This is a genomic window from Bacillus timonensis (assembly GCF_000285535.1).
Classification (GTDB): domain Bacteria; phylum Bacillota; class Bacilli; order Bacillales; family Bacillaceae_L; genus Ferdinandcohnia; species Ferdinandcohnia timonensis.
On record NZ_HE610985.1, the window covers coordinates 492,991 to 509,873 of the forward strand.

General features: G+C 36.7%; 18 protein-coding genes. 13 read left to right on the forward strand and 5 right to left on the reverse strand.

Annotation, left to right across the window (positions count from 1 at the left end):
- The first annotated feature begins 4 nt into the window (after window positions 1–4).
- The 3 genes from larC (BTHG_RS24145) (at window position 5) to BTHG_RS02765 (ending at window position 2,123) form a co-directional block, all read left to right on the forward strand.
- Entirely contained in the window at window positions 5–865 is an 861-nt protein-coding gene (larC, locus tag BTHG_RS24145; RefSeq protein WP_010282054.1) for a nickel pincer cofactor biosynthesis protein LarC, read from the forward strand.
- Window positions 866–875: 10 nt separating this feature from the next.
- Window positions 876–962, forward strand: a complete 87-nt coding sequence (gene larC, locus BTHG_RS27785; protein WP_332306425.1) for a nickel insertion protein — start codon at window positions 876–878, stop codon at window positions 960–962.
- Between the two features lie 183 nt (window positions 963–1,145).
- A complete protein-coding gene (locus tag BTHG_RS02765) occupies window positions 1,146–2,123 on the forward strand; it encodes a ring-cleaving dioxygenase (RefSeq protein WP_010282055.1) in 978 nt (325 codons plus the stop codon).
- Between the two features lie 107 nt (window positions 2,124–2,230).
- Here the strand turns inward: BTHG_RS02765 and BTHG_RS02770 are convergent, their stop codons facing one another.
- Window positions 2,231–3,064 carry an AraC family transcriptional regulator gene (locus BTHG_RS02770; RefSeq protein ID WP_010282056.1) on the reverse strand — a complete coding sequence of 278 codons (834 nt, stop codon included), beginning with the start codon at window positions 3,062–3,064 and terminating at the stop codon, window positions 2,231–2,233.
- Window positions 3,065–3,233: 169 nt separating this feature from the next.
- On the opposite strand from BTHG_RS02770, the gene BTHG_RS02775 reads away from it, so the two are divergent.
- The 9 genes from BTHG_RS02775 (at window position 3,234) to glgA (ending at window position 14,245) form a co-directional block, all read left to right on the forward strand.
- Window positions 3,234–4,091, forward strand: a complete 858-nt coding sequence (locus BTHG_RS02775; RefSeq protein ID WP_232284416.1) for a sugar phosphate isomerase/epimerase family protein — start codon at window positions 3,234–3,236, stop codon at window positions 4,089–4,091.
- 53 nt (window positions 4,092–4,144) lie between these two features.
- A complete protein-coding gene (locus tag BTHG_RS02780) occupies window positions 4,145–5,692 on the forward strand; it encodes a glycoside hydrolase family 43 protein (RefSeq protein WP_010282058.1) in 1,548 nt (515 codons plus the stop codon).
- 248 nt (window positions 5,693–5,940) lie between these two features.
- Window positions 5,941–6,324, forward strand: coding sequence for a hypothetical protein (locus tag BTHG_RS02785; RefSeq protein WP_052307729.1), 384 nt, complete (start codon window positions 5,941–5,943; stop codon window positions 6,322–6,324).
- Window positions 6,314–6,829 (forward strand): hypothetical protein, encoded by a 516-nt coding sequence (locus BTHG_RS02790; protein WP_010282062.1) that lies wholly within the window; start codon window positions 6,314–6,316, stop codon window positions 6,827–6,829. The genes BTHG_RS02785 and BTHG_RS02790 overlap by 11 nt, the downstream gene beginning before the upstream one ends.
- A gap of 292 nt (window positions 6,830–7,121) precedes the next feature.
- Window positions 7,122–8,135: a glycoside hydrolase family 15 protein gene (locus BTHG_RS02795; RefSeq protein WP_010282065.1), complete on the forward strand. Its 1,014-nt coding sequence runs from the start codon at window positions 7,122–7,124 to the stop codon at window positions 8,133–8,135.
- Between the two features lie 435 nt (window positions 8,136–8,570).
- A complete protein-coding gene (gene glgB / locus BTHG_RS02800) occupies window positions 8,571–10,514 on the forward strand; it encodes a 1,4-alpha-glucan branching protein GlgB (RefSeq protein ID WP_010282068.1) in 1,944 nt (647 codons plus the stop codon).
- Entirely contained in the window at window positions 10,511–11,665 is a 1,155-nt protein-coding gene (locus BTHG_RS02805; RefSeq protein ID WP_010282071.1) for a glucose-1-phosphate adenylyltransferase, read from the forward strand. Before glgB ends, BTHG_RS02805 begins: the two co-directional genes overlap by 4 nt.
- A 24-nt stretch (window positions 11,666–11,689) precedes the next feature.
- Window positions 11,690–12,796: a glucose-1-phosphate adenylyltransferase subunit GlgD gene (gene glgD / locus BTHG_RS02810; RefSeq protein WP_010282079.1), complete on the forward strand. Its 1,107-nt coding sequence runs from the start codon at window positions 11,690–11,692 to the stop codon at window positions 12,794–12,796.
- Between the two features lie 12 nt (window positions 12,797–12,808).
- Window positions 12,809–14,245, forward strand: coding sequence for a glycogen synthase GlgA (gene glgA / locus BTHG_RS02815; protein ID WP_010282081.1), 1,437 nt, complete (start codon window positions 12,809–12,811; stop codon window positions 14,243–14,245).
- A gap of 21 nt (window positions 14,246–14,266) precedes the next feature.
- Here the strand turns inward: glgA and BTHG_RS26640 are convergent, their stop codons facing one another.
- Both BTHG_RS26640 and BTHG_RS26645 read right to left on the reverse strand, forming a co-directional pair.
- Window positions 14,267–14,413, reverse strand: coding sequence for a hypothetical protein (locus tag BTHG_RS26640; protein WP_157256109.1), 147 nt, complete (start codon window positions 14,411–14,413; stop codon window positions 14,267–14,269).
- Window positions 14,414–14,464: 51 nt separating this feature from the next.
- Entirely contained in the window at window positions 14,465–14,629 is a 165-nt protein-coding gene (locus BTHG_RS26645) for a hypothetical protein (protein WP_010282083.1), read from the reverse strand.
- A 153-nt stretch (window positions 14,630–14,782) separates the two neighbouring features.
- Here BTHG_RS26645 and BTHG_RS02830 point away from each other — a divergent pair, with 153 nt between their 5' ends.
- Complete coding sequence (locus BTHG_RS02830; RefSeq protein ID WP_010282086.1) at window positions 14,783–15,712, forward strand: SDR family oxidoreductase; 930 nt, start codon at window positions 14,783–14,785, stop codon at window positions 15,710–15,712.
- A gap of 37 nt (window positions 15,713–15,749) precedes the next feature.
- Here BTHG_RS02830 and BTHG_RS27610 read toward each other — a convergent pair whose 3' ends face one another.
- Window positions 15,750–15,884, reverse strand: a complete 135-nt coding sequence (locus tag BTHG_RS27610) for a hypothetical protein (protein ID WP_269719482.1) — start codon at window positions 15,882–15,884, stop codon at window positions 15,750–15,752.
- A 58-nt stretch (window positions 15,885–15,942) separates the two neighbouring features.
- Complete coding sequence (locus BTHG_RS24150) at window positions 15,943–16,878, reverse strand: glycosyl hydrolase family 18 protein (RefSeq protein WP_010282088.1); 936 nt, start codon at window positions 16,876–16,878, stop codon at window positions 15,943–15,945.
- Between the last annotated feature and the right edge of the window lie 5 nt (window positions 16,879–16,883).

Consider the following 16,883-nt stretch of genomic DNA (forward strand, 5'->3'; position numbering starts at 1 on the left):
ATAAATGAATACACTTTATTTTGACTGTTTTTCCGGAATTAGTGGGGATATGGTAATTGGCGCTCTGCTTGATGCAGGCGCTGACCCTCAAAAACTTGTTGAAGAATTAAAGAAACTGAAATTTGAAGATGAATACAAATTAGAATGGAAAAAAGTCGTGAAAAACGGAATTACATCAACAAAATTTGATGTAATCTTAAAAACTGATGGCAATAAGCACTCACATGATCATCACCACGATCACGATCATGACCATAGTCACCTACATCATGAACATGAACATACTCATGAACATGAACACGAACACGAACACGAACATAAACATTCTCATAATCATGAACATGCTCACCACGAACATCATAGCCATGATCATGACCATGACCATGCACATACGCACGAACATAGTCATGACCACCATCACGATAGTCACGATCATGAACATCACCACCATTCACATCGTGCCTATAACGATATTGTTAAGATGATTAAGGATTCTGAGTTAGAGCCAGAAGTAAAGGATATGTCACTTAAGATTTTTAAGAAAATTGGGGAAGCCGAAGGCCTTATTCACGGACTTCCATTAGAAAAGGTACATTTTCATGAGGTTGGTGCTGTTGATTCAATCATTGATATTGTGGGAACGGCTATTTTACTACATCAACTTGAAATCAAAACCATTAAATCATCATCTGTACCGGTGGGTACAGGAAAAATCCATATTGATCATGGTATTTATCCAGTACCGGCACCAGCAACACTTGAGATTTTAAAAGGAGTTCCAATCGAACAAAGTGATATTCGTTTTGAACTAACAACCCCCAACTGGAGCAGGAATTGTTTCTGTCCTCACAGACGAATTTTGTAGCTTTCCATCAATGAAGGTGTCGGCCATTGGTTATGGGGCAGGTACAAAAACATTTAACGATCGCCCAAATGTTCTACGGGTGATGATAGGTGAATAATCATTTCTAGTCCTCACCATTGTGTGAGGACATTTTTTTACAAAGAAATTTATGGCTTATTTTTGACACATATATTATTCCGTAGTATAATTATCTTGAATTAGAGATATATTAATTTAAGACAATTTTATGAGCTGTCTTGGACAAACTTAAGATAAGGCAGATAATTGGAGGCATACAATAATGAGGAACTTAAAGGGTATTCACCATGTCACTGCAATTACAAGTAGTGCGGAAAAAAATTATGAATTTTTCACTTATGTTTTAGGGATGAGATTAGTAAAGAAAACAGTTAACCAAGATGATATACAAACATATCATTTGTTTTTTGCAGATGATACAGGCAGCCCAGGAACCGATATGACCTTTTTCGATTTTCCAGGGATTCCAAAAGGGGTACATGGAACAAATGAAATTTCAAAAACATCCTTCCGTGTTCCAACTGATGCAGCTATTGATTATTGGGTAAAACGTTTTGACCGACTAAATATTAAACATTTTGGTGCAAAAGAACAATTCGGAGTCAAAACTTTATCATTCGTCGATTTTGATGACCAACAATATCAATTAGTCTCAGATGAAAAAAACAAAGGCGTTCCCGCTGGAACACCTTGGCAAAAAGGACCAATTCCATTAGAATATGCAATTACTGGTCTAGGACCATTATTTGTTCGTACCGCACATTTTGATTTCTTTAAAGAAATGCTTGAAAAAGTATTAGACTTTAAAGAATTGAATGCGGAAGGTTCTTTCCACTTGTTTGAAGTAGGTGAAGGTGGGAATGGAGCTCGAGTAATCGTAGAAAATAATACGATTCTTCCACCAGCACAACAAGGATATGGAACAGTCCATCATGCCGCTTTTCGCGTAGAAGATAAATCAGTTCTTGATGAATGGGACAAGCATTTACATGGATTTGGTTTCCAAACTTCTGGCTTTGTTGATCGTTTCTTCTTCGGATCGCTTTACTCAAGAGTAGCTCCTGGAATCCTATTTGAGTTTGCTACAGACGGTCCAGGTTTTATGGGAGATGAACCATATGAAACACTTGGAGAAAAGCTTTCATTACCACCATTTTTAGAGCCAAAGCGTGAAGCCATAGAAAGTTATGTTCGACCAATTGATACGGTTAGAAGTACAAAAGAATTTATTAAAGAATAATCTCTTTACCTTTTTGACTCAAATCGCCCTCACAGGATTGTGGGGCTTCTTTTTATTTCTAGGACATGCATTATTGATAACACTCTTTTAAAAATATAACTATTCGCTCAAGCGCTACAATATTGTCTAGGAGAAATGCCAGTAATCTTTTTGAATGCCTTATAGAAGGTGGAATAATCACTAAATCCAGTTCTATGCGCAACATCAAGTGCAGTAATCCCAGATAACAGTAATTCCATTGCCCACATGATTCGCTTATAGGTTATATACTCCATAATAGTAAAACCAGTGTTTCTTTTAAAGATATGACTTAAATAATATTTGTTAACGAAAAACGTATCCTGTAACAAATCCAATGATATTTTTTTATCAAGATTTTTATTAATAAAGTCCAATATGCTGACGATTTTGTAATCATATTGGTGACGTTCTATCAAAGGATTATGAAATTCTGAAAAAATTTTATTAATCTTAATAAGCAATTGTACAAAATATGTTTTCATCAATATTTGGTTTTCAGGAGCATCCTCTAGAGTAGCCTCTTCAATTTTTTCCCACAGTTTATTTATGCCTGACTTTAGAACATATTCTGCAGATATCTTATTAAAATAACCTAATTTCCTATGCTCGATATAATTCAACAAATTGTATTCTTCTGTTTGATAAGATGTAATGTATTCAGGTCTGAATTGGATAAACTTTCTTTCATATCGGACATCGGAATTGAAAACAATTCGATGAAGCTCTCTTGAATTTGTGATGATAATGTCATTTGGGTATAGTTCATAGGCTTGACCTTCAATGTAATAGGTGAGATCACCAGAGATATAGTAGTAAAGTTCATAGCCATCATGGATGTGCGTATCTATGTCATAGGGGGATTCAATAACCGTGTGGTCCAAAGCAAACGTTTTCGTTTCGTAATGTAAAAGTTGTTTCATTCTCTATCATCCCTTATCTGTAAATACAATCTTCTTCCCCTGTCTACATTAATCCATCATGATAAAGAAAGCAATATTTGCAATGTATTAAGCAATAAAGTCAAAGAAGCATGTAAACGCTTGTAATAAAATACAGGTATATTCGACAGAAGTTCAGAGAGGGTTGACAATGATGGGTAAATTTATAATATCAGCTTTTGCCGACGAAATAGATCAAAATTTAGATACTCAAATGGATGTTTTAGAACAGCATGGTATTAAACATATTGAAATGAGAGGTGTGGATGGGAAACATCTTATTGATTATTCATTAAAAGAAGTTAAAGAAATAAAGAAAAGGATTGATGCTAGAGGTTTTAAGCTTTCAGCAATCGGTTCCCCATTAGGGAAGATTAAAATCACCGATGATTTTGCCCTCCATCTAAATCTGTTTAAGCATACTTTGGAGATTGCTAAAATTATGGATTGTACGTATATAAGGATGTTTAGTTTTTTCATACCAAAAGGCGAAGACCCTGGAAAATACAGGGATGAAGTGATGAGACGGTGGAGGAGTTTTATTGAAGTAGCAGATGGAAGTGGTGTTATCCTACTACACGAAAATGAATCAGGAATTTATGGAGATACCCCTGAAAGATGTTTGGATCTCTTACAAACAATGGATAGTGACCATTTTAAAGCGATTTTCGACTTTGCGAATTTTGTGCAATGTAATGTGAAAAATTATCCAGATGGCTATAACTTACTTCAAAATCATATTGAATATATTCATGTCAAGGATGCAGTTTACAGTGATCATCATGTCGTACCTGCAGGAGAAGGTGACGGAAATGTAAAACAAATTCTGAAAAAATTACATGATAACGGATATCATGGCTTTTTGTCACTTGAACCACATTTATGGGACTATAAAGATTTTTCCTTACTTAAGCCCGGTTCACTAGGGTATGATTTACCAGAGGGTGGAGCAAAGAGTTTTGCCGTTGCGGTACAAGCACTGAAAAATATAGTAGAAGATATAGTGTAAGAGTTCACAAATTTAAGATTGAAGATTAAAAGATAAAAAGGAGTTAAAATATTATGAAATCATTTAATAACCCAATATTGCCAGGCTTTTATCCTGATCCGTCAATTTGTCGAGTAGGTGAAGACTATTATTTAGTGACTTCCTCGTTCGCATATTATCCCGGCGTTCCCATTTTCCATAGCAGAGATTTAGTGAATTGGAAACAGCTTGGACATGTATTGGATAGACCATCCCAGCTTCCACTAGATGGACTACGGCAGTCACAAGGTATATATGCACCAACTATTCGTTATCATGATGGTGTTTTTTATATGATCACAACAAATGTTGGGAAAGGTGGTAACTTTTTTGTAACAGCAACAAACCCAGCAGGACCTTGGTCTGATCCTTATTATTTGGATGCACCTGGTATTGATCCTTCTTTATTTTTTGATGATGACGGAAAAGTCTACTACCACGGTACAAGGCCTGCACCAGAAGGAGAAAAGTATAGTGGCAACTGGGAAGTATGGTTGCAAGAACTAGATTTAGAAACAAAGCAGCTAGTAGGAGAACCCGTTGGATTGTGGCGTGGTGCGTTAAGGGACGTCATATGGCCTGAAGGTCCACATTTATATAAGGTAAATGGCTATTATTATCTGTTAATCTCGGAAGCTGGGACAGGTCATCACCATGCATCGTCCATAGCAAGAAGTGAAAGAGTAACGGGTCCCTATGCTGGAAATCCAGGGAACCCAATTCTAACACATAGACATCTTGGTAAAGATTATCCAGTTGTGAACGTTGGCCACTGTGATTTTGTGGAAACTCAAAATGGAGAGTGGTGGGCTGTCGGACTTGCATCACGTACATATGGGGGATATTACCGAAATCTTGGAAGGGAAACGTTTCTGATGCCAGTTGTTTGGGAAGATGGATGGCCGATTATGAGTCCCGGTACTGGTAAATTAGAAATGTTTTATCAACTACCTGACTTACCTCAGGTGAAGCCACAAATACCTTCTACCTGTGATCATTTCGAAAACACAAAACTGGATTATGCATGGAATTTTATACGGACACCAAAAGAAGAATTTTATAGTTTATCAGACCGCCCTGGTTATTTAACCTTAACACTAAGACCTGACAAGATAACAGAGCTTGGTAATCCTAGCTTCGTTGGAAGAAGACAACAACATATAAATTTCATGGCTTCTACTGTAATGGAGTTTACACCGAAGAAGGACAACGAATCAGCGGGTATCGTGTTGCTTCAGAGCAATGAGTATCACTTTAGCTTTTTATATTCAAAGGTAGCGGATAAAAAGGTAATCAGGTTGGTCCGATGTGCAGGTGGAGAAAACAAAGTAATAAAAGAAATGCCAATAGATGCATCTACATTATATTTAAAGGTAGAGGCACATGGTCAGGACTATAATTTTTATTATGGAGAAAGCACTACGAGTTATCAATTACTTGTAGAAAATGTGGATGGGAGGATTTTAAGTACAGATGTCGCCGGCGGATTTGTAGGTGCCGAGTTAGGCTTATATGCGAGTTCGAATGGCGCAAGTAGTGATAATAAAGCCTATTTTGACTGGTTTGAATATGTAGGTTTATAAATGATGGAAAATGACGCATCCTTTTTAGTTTTTAGAGACTAGTAATTATTGGTTACTTTTTCATTCAAGTCTGTAAAGATTGCCCATTGTACATAGGTCAAAAGGGGGAAAAGCCTGCCTTTCCTTCGTTAAATTCTTCCATTCCTACTGACCATGGAAGGATTTTATCGAAAACAATCGAAATTTGTCTTATTTCATTGTATAATTGTCTGTTGTAAGACAAAAAGCTTTGAAAGGGATGATGTCCAATGATGGAATGGGCGTTAGTCATATTATTTGGAGTAGCAGCAGTGTTGCTCATTTTATCTTATGCACTTACGAAAAAGGCAAAAAAAGCTGAACAACGTGAGCTTGAACTATATTCAATAAGTTTTATGGAAGAGATTAATAAGTTACAGCAACAAATGAGAAAACTAGAATTAGATACTGAAATTCTGAAAAACCAAGTAGGGATTGACACAACAGATTCGGAACAACATGAATTACTCCGTGATATGCTCGATCTATATAAGAGAGGATATTCTGTATCAAGTATCGCCAACGAAAAAAATATAAGTGAAATTGAAGTACAAGGTATGCTTTCTCCTTTTACAAAACAAAAAGAAGGGAGAATTGTTGCCAATGACCGCTAAAACTTTAAGTAGCTTTGCTTCTGGGCTTTTACTTGCTGCCGCGGTATGTGCAATCGTATATTTTACAGGACCTCAACAAGCAACGAGTACAAAAGCTGAAGAAAAACCAACTGTTGAAGAACTAAAGAGCCTACTTGCAGCAGAAGGGTATGTAGTCCACACTGAAGAAGAGTGGAACAACGCGGTTGCTGAAGCCAAGAAATCAAATGAAAAAGTTTCAGAGCAACCAAAAGAAGAAGCAAAACCAGAAGTGAAGGAAGAAAAGAAAGAAGAACCAGCTAAACCAGTTGTCAATAAAACGACTATAACTGTTTCAGAAGGTATGACAAGCTATGAGGTGGGTAAAGCACTTATTTCAGCTAAAATCATTAGTGGCGATGCTTGGGATTTTGCAAATTTAGTTGAGAAAAAAGGAGTAGCTAAATACTTAAAGCTTGGAACATACGAAATTAACAGCGATATGACAACAGACGAAATCATCTCCACTATCTTTAATAAAAAATAAATAAACGAAAAAGACCAAATCCAAGATTAACGGGTTTGGTCTTTTTCGTTTTTGTGAAACTTTGCGTGAAACAAGAAAAGTCGAGCCGTGACATGCACAAAATGTAGGCGTTTCTCACAAAAAGGAGACAATTGTTATCATTTTAGCTTTGCTTACATAGTATAGAATATAAATTAATATTAAAATTAATTTATTAATTTGGTAAATGACCTAAATAAATTAGGTGTGTTTTATAAATATGATTTCTGTCAAGAATGAATGTATAGTAAATAAGCTAATGGGGTGATACGAAATGTATACCAATAAAGCAATTCAGGTTCTTGACCGTATGCGTTTATCAAATGGTGCTTATACAGCAAGTTTATCAAATGATTATAGCTATGTGTGGATTCGAGATATAGTATATACAGTTCTGCCATTTATTAATGAACCATCTGAGAGATATGCAAAGGCCTATCATGCTTTATTTGATATGTTTAAGACTTATGAATGGAAAATTGATATCCATCGGAAAAAGAAGCCAATTTATCTGTTTGAATATATCCATTCACGGTATTCTACAGATTTAAAGGAGATGCCTGTTGAATGGGGGCATGCCCAAAATGATGCGATTGGCGCGTTTTTATGGGGTGTTGGTGAAGGGTATCGCTTAGGACAAAAGGTAATCCGTGACAAAAAAGATATTGAAATTATTCAAAAGCTCGTTGACTATCTTGAATGCTTACAATATTGGCAAGCAAAAGACAATGGCATGTGGGAAGAAAACATGGAAGTCCACGCTTCAAGTATAGGTGCTTGTGTTGCTGGCTTAAACGCGGTAAAAATTTTGGTCAATGTAAAAGATGACCTTATCAAAAAAGGGGAAGAAGCCCTCCGAAATTTATTACCTCGTGAAAGCGAAACAAAAAATACCGACCTTGCACTTCTTTCACTTGTATTCCCATACCGAGTTGTTGACCGTGATACTGCAATTAAGATTGTTGAAACCGTTTCCTCAAAATTAGAGCGCACATATGGTGTCATTCGCTATGAAAACGATCAGTATTATAATGAGGGAAGTGAGGCAGAGTGGTGCTTTGGTTTCCCTTGGCTAGGTCTTTGTTATCTTGAATTAGGTCAATTTAATAAAGCCAGTGAATATATAGAAAAAACGAAGCGTATCGTGCCTGATAATTGGGAGGTTCCTGAGCTCTATGTAGGTGGAACAAATAGGCCAAATGGAAACACCCCATTAGCATGGTCAGTCGCAATGTCCTATATTTTCCTCACGAAGATTGAAGATATGGCACAACAAAAAATATCTTAAAAAGCTGCGTAAGCAGCTTTTTTGCATTTTTATATTCGTTTTTACTAGACCATTTGAATTATGGTGCACAAATTTTTCTAGGATAATAATACAATAGGTATCTGTACCCGAATTTACATTATTTTGCAATATCAAATTTTTGGGCAAAAATGTAAAAATCTTATATAAATCAACACTATTTTGTAAACGGTTACATATTTTTGATAAAAAATATTCTCATTAAAATAACAATTTTCTGTGTATTCTACCTTATTTGACAATAAAAAACATTATTCGCCAAAGGAATATTTCTGCATGGAGACGAATTAAGATAGTAAAGTGAAAAAGTAATACCAGACTATTGTTTTATTCTTATTTTTATCATTTCATACAAACGTCGTAAGTTTTTGGTATTACATATATTCTCTTTACATATAACAAAAGGAGGATAACATCTTGAATTCAATCAGTGAAAAAAAGTCTGAACTTTTGCCAAGTGAATTCGACTTATATTTATTTCACGAAGGAACCTTATTAGAAGGTTATAACATGCTTGGTTCACATGTCTTGTCCTTTCAAGGTAAAGAAGGTGTAAGGTTTTCCGTTTGGGCACCTCATGCCAAATCCGTTTCAGTCGTTGGCGATTTTAATAATTGGGAAGGTAGCTCACACCCCCTTAAAATGATTCCGAATCATGGTGTGTGGGTAGGATTTATCCCAGGTCTAAAAGAAGGTGATCTTTATAAATATGAAATCACAAATGCAAATGGTGATAAGAAATTAAAAGCTGATCCCTACGCATTCTCTTCTGAAGTAAGACCTAATACTGCATCCATAATAACAAGACTTGACCAGTACAAATGGAATGATAAAAAATGGATAAAAAATCGCGACAAAGCGGATTCGTACAATAATCCAATGTTGATTTATGAATTACATACTGGTTCTTGGAAAAAGAAAGAAGATGGTAGCTTTTATACATATCGTGAGCTAGCCGACGAATTGATTGATTATGTTGTTGAACATGGGTTTACACATATTGAATTGATGCCAATAATGGAGCATCCATTTGATTTGTCATGGGGCTACCAAATAACAGGGTTTTATTCGGTAACCAGTAGACATGGTGGTCCTTCAGACTTTATGTATTTTGTGGATCAATGTCATCAAAAAGGCATTGGTGTCATACTTGATTGGGTTCCTGTACATTTCTGCCGTGACGAGCACGGACTCGGCAAATTTGATGGAACTCCTCTTTATGAGCCAACTGACTCAAAACGAGCTGACCGACCATTATGGGGGACGTATAGTTTTGATTTTACAAAAATGGAGATTCATAGTTTTTTATTATCAAATCTTGTTTTTTGGATGGATATGTACCATATTGATGGCTTTCGAATCGACGCCGTATCTTCATTAATTTACCTCAACCACGACAACCCGCAACAAGAAAAGCTATTTAATCAATTTGGTGGCGAAGAAAATTTGGAGGCAATCGAATTTATTAAAAAAGCCAATGAAGCCATTTTCAAACGATATCCAGGTGTGTTAATGATTGCAGAGGAAGCAACTGATTACCCTCTTGTAACTGCACCAACTTCTGAAGGTGGATTAGGCTTTAATTATAAATGGAATATGGGCTGGGTAAATGACGTTCTAACATACATGCGTCTGCACCCGTCTGACAGATGTTATCATCATAATTTATTAACCTTTTCCTTCTTCTATGCATTTTCAGAAAATTTTGTTTTACCTTTTTCACATGATGATGTTGTTCACGGGAAAAAATCCCTCTTAGATAAAATGCCCGGTGATTACTGGCAGAAGTTTGCAAATCTACGATTACTATATGGATACTTGATGACCCATCCTGGAAAAAAACTGCTCTTTATGGGTGGCGAGTTTGGCCAATTTTCCGAATGGAAAGAGCTGGAGGAACTAGATTGGATGCTTCTAGACTATGATTCTCACAGTAAGCTTCAGGCATATTTCAAAGAACTTCAACATTTTTACCTTATGGATTCTAGTCTTTGGAGGCAGGATCATGAACAAGATGGCTTCGAATGGATTGACCCAGATAACCATGAGCAATCTGTCATTACATTTATGAGACATGGAAAACGCAAGGGTGATTATTCAATCATCGTTTGTAACTTTTCAACAGAAGTCTATGACAATTATCGTATTGGTGTCCCATCAACTGGGAGTTATATAGAATTATTTAATAGTGATTCAGTGGAATTTGGGGGATCTGGTCAGATTAACACAGCTGCTATTACCGTTGATAAGACACCAGCACATAACCAACCCTATAGCATGACAATTAAAGTTCCACCTTTAGCAATTAGTATCTATAGAAAAGAGACAAAAAAGAGAAAAAGAGGTGTCGTCAAAAAATGAGGTCAAAGAAGTGGATTGCAGTTGTATTAGCAGGTGGTCAAGGGTCAAGATTGGGGGAATTAACAACAACCCTTGCCAAACCCGCTGTTCCGTTTGGTGGAAAATACCGAATTATTGATTTTCCTTTAAGTAATTGTACTCATTCAGGTATTGATACTGTTGGTGTCATTACTCAATATCGCCCACATGTACTCAATAATTATGTAAGCAATGGGCGTCCTTGGGATCTTGACCGGAACAATGGGGGTGTAACCGTCCTTCCGCCATACCTCGGAAAGAATGGTGGAGATTGGTACAAAGGAACTGCCAACGCAGTCTACCAGAACATCCATTATATTGAGCAATATGACCCGGAATATGTCCTCATTTTATCTGGAGATCATATTTACAAAATGGATTATAGTAAGATGCTCCGTTTCCACTTGGAAAAAGATGCTGCAGCCACAATTGCAGTAATTGAAGTACCATGGGCAGAAGCAAGTCGCTTTGGGATTATGAATACAAATGACGAAAAGAAAATTGTTGAATTTGATGAAAAACCTGCGAATCCAAAAAGCAATTTAGCGTCAATGGGCATTTACTTGTTCAAATGGAAGTTATTAAAAAAATATTTAACCGAAGACGAATTGAACCTTCATTCTTCAAACGATTTTGGGAAGGACATTATCCCTAAATTACTTGAAGACAATAATACTTTATATGCATACCAGTTTGATAGTTATTGGAAGGATGTTGGTACAATCGAAAGTCTATGGGAAGCACATATGGACTTATTAGATGATGCTCCTGGCTTTGATTTACACGATCCTAGCTGGCCATTCTTTACGGGAATCGCGACTCATCCACCACAATATATATCACCAGCGGCAGATATTGCTCAGTCACTGATTAATGAGGGCTGTATTGTACAAGGAACAGTTGACCATTCGGTTCTCTCTTACAATGTAAAGGTTGGAGAAAATTCGAGGATTAAAGACTCTGTTATCATGCCAAATGTTCAAATTGGCAAAAATGTGACTATTCACAAAGCCATTATCGCAAGTGATTTATGTATTCCAGATGGAGCACATATTGGTTCAGATGCCCCGGACGCTGCCATTACATTAGTCGGAGATGAAAGCAGTGTAAGACCTTTAACGGTAAGTAAATAAATATTACACGAGGAGCGATTGAGATTGGAACGAGTAATTGGCGTAATTAATTTAGTTAATGATAAACAATATTTAAAAGAGTTAACACAGCATCGTTGTTTGGCAGCTGTACCATTCGGAGGAAGATATCGATTAATCGACTTTACCATGTCCAATTTTATTAACGCCCAAATTAAAAAAGTAGGGGTTTTCACCAAGGACAAATATCGTTCAATCATGGATCATCTCGGTAATGGGAAGGAGTGGGACCTTGATCGACGAAATGGGGGATTGTTTATTTTGCCTCCAGTCCATCCAGACAAAAGTATTGTTGGTGACGTTCAGCAATTTTATGATCACCTTGAATTTTTCCAGCGTTCCCATGAAGACACTGTGATATTATCACCTGGTCATCATGTCTACAAAATTAATTTTAATGAGGTCATTAAATGCCATAGAGAGAGTGGGGCAGACCTTACAGTCGTGTATAAGGACTATGACGGGGAGCCTGTCGACAAACCCATCTATCACAAATGCATCTTAAATGCTGAAGATACATTAACTAATCTAGAACTCTATACATCTCCAAACCAGGGTGACCCTGTTTGTACGGAAACTTTTGTGTTTTCCAAGAAAGTATTAATTGAACTCATTACAAAATGCTATGAAAATGGGGAATTTAATTTTATTCGAGATGTAGTAAAAGCAAATTTACAACGTCTAAAAGTAAACAGCTATCATTTTAAAGGGTATATGCCATTTATTCATTCTATTTCAAGCTATTATAAAACAAATATGGAATTCTTAAACCCACAGGTTACAAAGGAGTTTTTCTTTGATAACTGGGAGATTTATACAAAAACAAAGCATGAGCCACCTGTTAAATATTCAACAACCTCAAATGTAAGCAACTCATTAATTGCTAACGGCAGTGATATTGAAGGGACGGTTGAAAATAGCATTATCTTCCGGGGTGTAAAAATTCGGAAAGGGGCTACTGTAAAAAACAGCATTATCATGCAAAAAAGCGTTATTGATGAGGGAACATACCTTGAAAATGTGATAACAGATAAACAAGTAAACATCACATCTGAAAAAGTTATCATTGGGGAGTTTACTCCAACAGTGATAAAAAAAGCAGATATCATCTAATGGGGGAAAATCATGAATGTATTATTCGCAGCATCAGAATGTGCACCATTCATTAAAACAGGCGGACTAGGGGATGTAATAGGAGCTTTACCAAATGCCCTGCAACAGGAAGGTATCCATGTAAATGTGGTCCTTCCGAAATATGGTGATTTGGCAAAAAAATACAAAGAACAGTTAGTTTTAGAGCGCATTATTGAGGTACCCTTAGGGTGGCGAAGACAATATTGCGGGATTGAAAAATTAGTTTACAACGGCATTAATTATTATTTTTTAGATAATGAATATTATTTTAAACGGTATGGTAGCTATGGTTTTTATGATGATGGGGAGCGGTTTGCATTCTTCTCGAGAGCGGTGCTGGAAGCAATCCCATATTTAGAGCAAAAGCCAGACATCATTCATTGTCACGACTGGCAAGCAGGACCGATTCCTCTTTTATTAAAAGCACATTATGAAAACCATCCAGATTATAAAGACATGAAAACCGTTTTTACCATTCATAATTTGCGCTATCAAGGTGTATTCCCGAAATCTGTATTAGGAGAATTACTTGATGTAAGTGAGCGTTATTTTCATATAGATGGTGTCGAGTTTTATGGGAATGTCAGTTATATGAAAGCAGGTTTAGCTTTTGCTGACACTATTACGACGGTAAGTCCAACTTATGCAAATGAAATTCAAACCGCCTATTACGGGGAGCAGTTGGATGGATTTTTACAAAAACGTAATTTCGAATTACAAGGAATTGTAAATGGGATTGATGATGAAAATTATAATCCCGCTACTGACAAGGCTATTTTTACCTTTTATGATACGTATGAAGGTAAAATGGAAAATAAACGAGCATTGCAGCAACATCTTGGACTTCCAGTAAACAAAGAAGTCCCGGTTATTTCCATGATTACTCGACTTGTAGAACAAAAGGGGATTGACCTCGTTTTACATGTTTTTGAAGAAATCATGAGTCAAAATGTACAATTTGTCTTACTCGGGACAGGTGAGGGACATTATGAGGATGCATTCCGCGAATTTGCAAGCAGATACCCAACGAAAGTATCAGCGAATATCTTTTTTGATGAAGCTCTTTCTCGAAAAGTATACGCAGGTTCCGATATCTTTTTAATGCCATCCCAGTTTGAACCATGCGGAATTGGCCAATTACTTGCATACCGTTACGGCACACTTCCACTTGTCAGAGAAACAGGTGGACTAAAAGACACGGTTCAACCATACAATGAGTTCACCGAACATGGCAATGGATTTAGCTTTACGAATTACAACGCACATGACATGTTATATACCATTGAACGTGCAATTTGGTTTTACCGTTTCCAGCCAAAGAAATGGAGAGAGCTTTCTGAAAAAGCATTAACGCTCGACTTTAGCTGGGAGGCTTCTTCAAAAGAATATATAAAACTATATGAAAATCTACAATTTTCATTCGTATAAGATTAACGTTAGGGGCACACCCTAACGTTTTTTAGCGTTTCTACTTAATTGTGTCAAGGCAATTCTTCGTAGTGATGAACTACTAAAATCTGTTGGATTTTTCTTTTTCATCCGTTCACGAATGGGATTGGCATTTAAATGTACCTTTTCATCTTCATTTTCCATCACGGGGATTTCCTCCAATCTTTTATAGAGTTATATTCCCCATATTGAATTTTTTTAAATAACAGGATAATAATGTTCATACCGTGGATTGTAATAGTAAGGTGGTCTTGGTCCAATTTGAGGTAACTCAAAGCTTTGATCAAGATACGATACTTCCACAAGTTCCTTTGTTTCATTTATCAGTAAAAATTTCACTTCAGGACTGTAATAATAATTCATCAGTTCATCCCCCTTATAAAAATCTCTGTTTAGTCTATTCAATGTATCGCAAAGATGAGCCCGTACTCCTTTTTAACAGAAAATCAGTCAAGGCACTGTTATGCTTCAACTGACATAGTCTAGAACAAATTGAGTTTTTTAGGAGGTTTGCCTATGTCTCGTTCTAGAGAAGAAGATAGACAAAATCAAAACTATCCAATGTATCCAAATTACGGAAAAATTACACAGTATAAGGATGTCGCACTAACAGTTCCTGAGCAGCGTCAATTTCGGCAGCCTGGTGTCGAAAGCATAATGGTACCAAGACCCATTATTGATAATCCCCAATATAAAGGTAGTGGAAAGCTAAAAGGGAAAGTTGCCTTGATTACGGGTGGTGATAGTGGAATTGGTGCTGCTTGCGCAATTGCCTTCGCAAAAGAGGGGGCAGATGTAGCGATTTCATATTTAGATGAACACGAAGATGCGAATCGAACAAAATCAATAATTGAAGAGCAAGGCCAACGCTGTTTACTCTTACCGGGTGACCTACGTAATAAACAGAAATGCATTGACAATGTTGAGCAGACGGTTCAGACATTTGGTAAACTTGACATTCTTGTAAACCATGTGGGTATTCAATTCCAACAACTGAGCCTTCTTGATATATCAGATGAACAGTTCGATAATACTTTCAAGGTCAATGTATATTCCTATTTTTACACGACAAGAGCAGCGATGAAGCATTTAAAGGCAGGAAGTTCCATTGTCAACACAGCTTCCGTTGTTGCTTATTACGGAAATGAGCAGTTGATTGATTATTCGATGACGAAAGCAGCAATCGTAGGATTTACTCGTGCCCTTGCCAATAATGTTGTTTCAAAAGGGATTCGTGTGAATGCTGTAGCTCCTGGCAGAGTCTGGACACCACTGATTCCAGCAAGCTTTTCTGCAGACCAAGTCCCGCTTGCAGGGAATCCGATGGACCGACAAGCTCAGCCTTTTGAACTTGCCCCAGCCTATGTGTATCTTGCATCTGATGATTCCCGTTTTGTTACTGGCCAAACAATCCATGTTAATGGCGGACAAATAACTTCTTCATAAAAAAAAGTGATTCATGTGAATCACTTTTTTATCATTCTTATTTATCATTTTTTATCGGTACATTTTGGGGACGTTTTGGATGTCCTACTTTCCCTTCATCATCTGGACCTGTTAAGGTATTTCTTTTATCTAACACTTTACCTGTAAATTCAACTGGGTTGCGATTAGCCATGTTATTCACCTCCATTTCGTTAGGATGGTTCCAAAAATGAAATAACATAACAAAAAAATTATTTCTTTACATTTGTAACGGCAATTGATTCATATAGTGTATTAGTCAAACTATTTGGCCCACTTGCATCAAGGCCAAGTTCCCAAATCATCATTCCACCAAATCCGTGATTCAAAGCAAGCTCTGTTTTTCTTGTCATCATCTTCTGGCCGTTATAATAATAGGTTGTTCCATTCATATTAACGATATCTTTGACCGCATTTTCAGGATTAGCTTCTACAATTGCTCCGAACGAAACTTGCTTAATGTTCGGGTCTGTGGGCTGTGCATAAAACGGAACACCTAGGACTAGCTTGTCTTTTTGTATGTTGTGATTGTCAAAAAACTTCGCCCAGTACTTGACAACACTTTTGGTAAATGGATAAGGTGATAAATTCTCAGCATGATAGCCGCCATCCCATTGGCCATCATATGCCATTATGTTGACATAGTCGACATACGTAAAAGTTTTTGGCTCATATTTTACATACGCTAATTCTGTTAAGGTTTGACCATGAATCTTCGAATGAACGGCAATGGATACTACTTTATTTTTCGAATGTAATTTCTCACTTACTTTTTGTATAAATGCATGTAAATTCATAGCATCTGCATCTGTTCTTGGATGTTCAAAGTCAATATCAATACCGTCTAGATTTTCTTGTTCAACAATTGCAACGATCTCATTAACTAGCCTCTCTTGCGATTCCGGCTTTGCTAGTGCGGCAGAAAAATAATCATAGGATTCTCCGCCATTCATATGAAACCAACCGCCAACTGCTAGCATTGCTTTTGTATTATGATTATGGGCATTGGAGACCATTTTCCTAAGATTTTCTAGGGCATGATCACCTGTAAATAAGATTTGACCATCTTTTGTCGGGTGAACAAATGAAAAGATAATATGTGTGAGCTTAGAATAATCGATTTTATTAGGATCCCGAAAATCTTGCACATATC

Coding starts and splice junctions, on each gene's coding strand:
- larC (WP_010282054.1), top strand. CDS start 5: ATGAATACACTTTATTTTGACTGTTTTTCCGGAATTAGTGGGGATATG.
- larC (WP_332306425.1), top strand. CDS start 876: ATGAAGGTGTCGGCCATTGGTTATGGGGCAGGTACAAAAACATTTAAC.
- BTHG_RS02765 (WP_010282055.1), top strand. CDS start 1,146: ATGAGGAACTTAAAGGGTATTCACCATGTCACTGCAATTACAAGTAGT.
- BTHG_RS02770 (WP_010282056.1), bottom strand. CDS start 3,064: ATGAAACAACTTTTACATTACGAAACGAAAACGTTTGCTTTGGACCAC.
- BTHG_RS02775 (WP_232284416.1), top strand. CDS start 3,234: ATGATGGGTAAATTTATAATATCAGCTTTTGCCGACGAAATAGATCAA.
- BTHG_RS02780 (WP_010282058.1), top strand. CDS start 4,145: ATGAAATCATTTAATAACCCAATATTGCCAGGCTTTTATCCTGATCCG.
- BTHG_RS02785 (WP_052307729.1), top strand. CDS start 5,941: ATGATGGAATGGGCGTTAGTCATATTATTTGGAGTAGCAGCAGTGTTG.
- BTHG_RS02790 (WP_010282062.1), top strand. CDS start 6,314: ATGACCGCTAAAACTTTAAGTAGCTTTGCTTCTGGGCTTTTACTTGCT.
- BTHG_RS02795 (WP_010282065.1), top strand. CDS start 7,122: ATGTATACCAATAAAGCAATTCAGGTTCTTGACCGTATGCGTTTATCA.
- BTHG_RS02805 (WP_010282071.1), top strand. CDS start 10,511: ATGAGGTCAAAGAAGTGGATTGCAGTTGTATTAGCAGGTGGTCAAGGG.
- glgA (WP_010282081.1), top strand. CDS start 12,809: ATGAATGTATTATTCGCAGCATCAGAATGTGCACCATTCATTAAAACA.
- BTHG_RS26645 (WP_010282083.1), bottom strand. CDS start 14,629: ATGAATTATTATTACAGTCCTGAAGTGAAATTTTTACTGATAAATGAA.
- BTHG_RS02830 (WP_010282086.1), top strand. CDS start 14,783: ATGTCTCGTTCTAGAGAAGAAGATAGACAAAATCAAAACTATCCAATG.
- BTHG_RS27610 (WP_269719482.1), bottom strand. CDS start 15,884: ATGGCTAATCGCAACCCAGTTGAATTTACAGGTAAAGTGTTAGATAAA.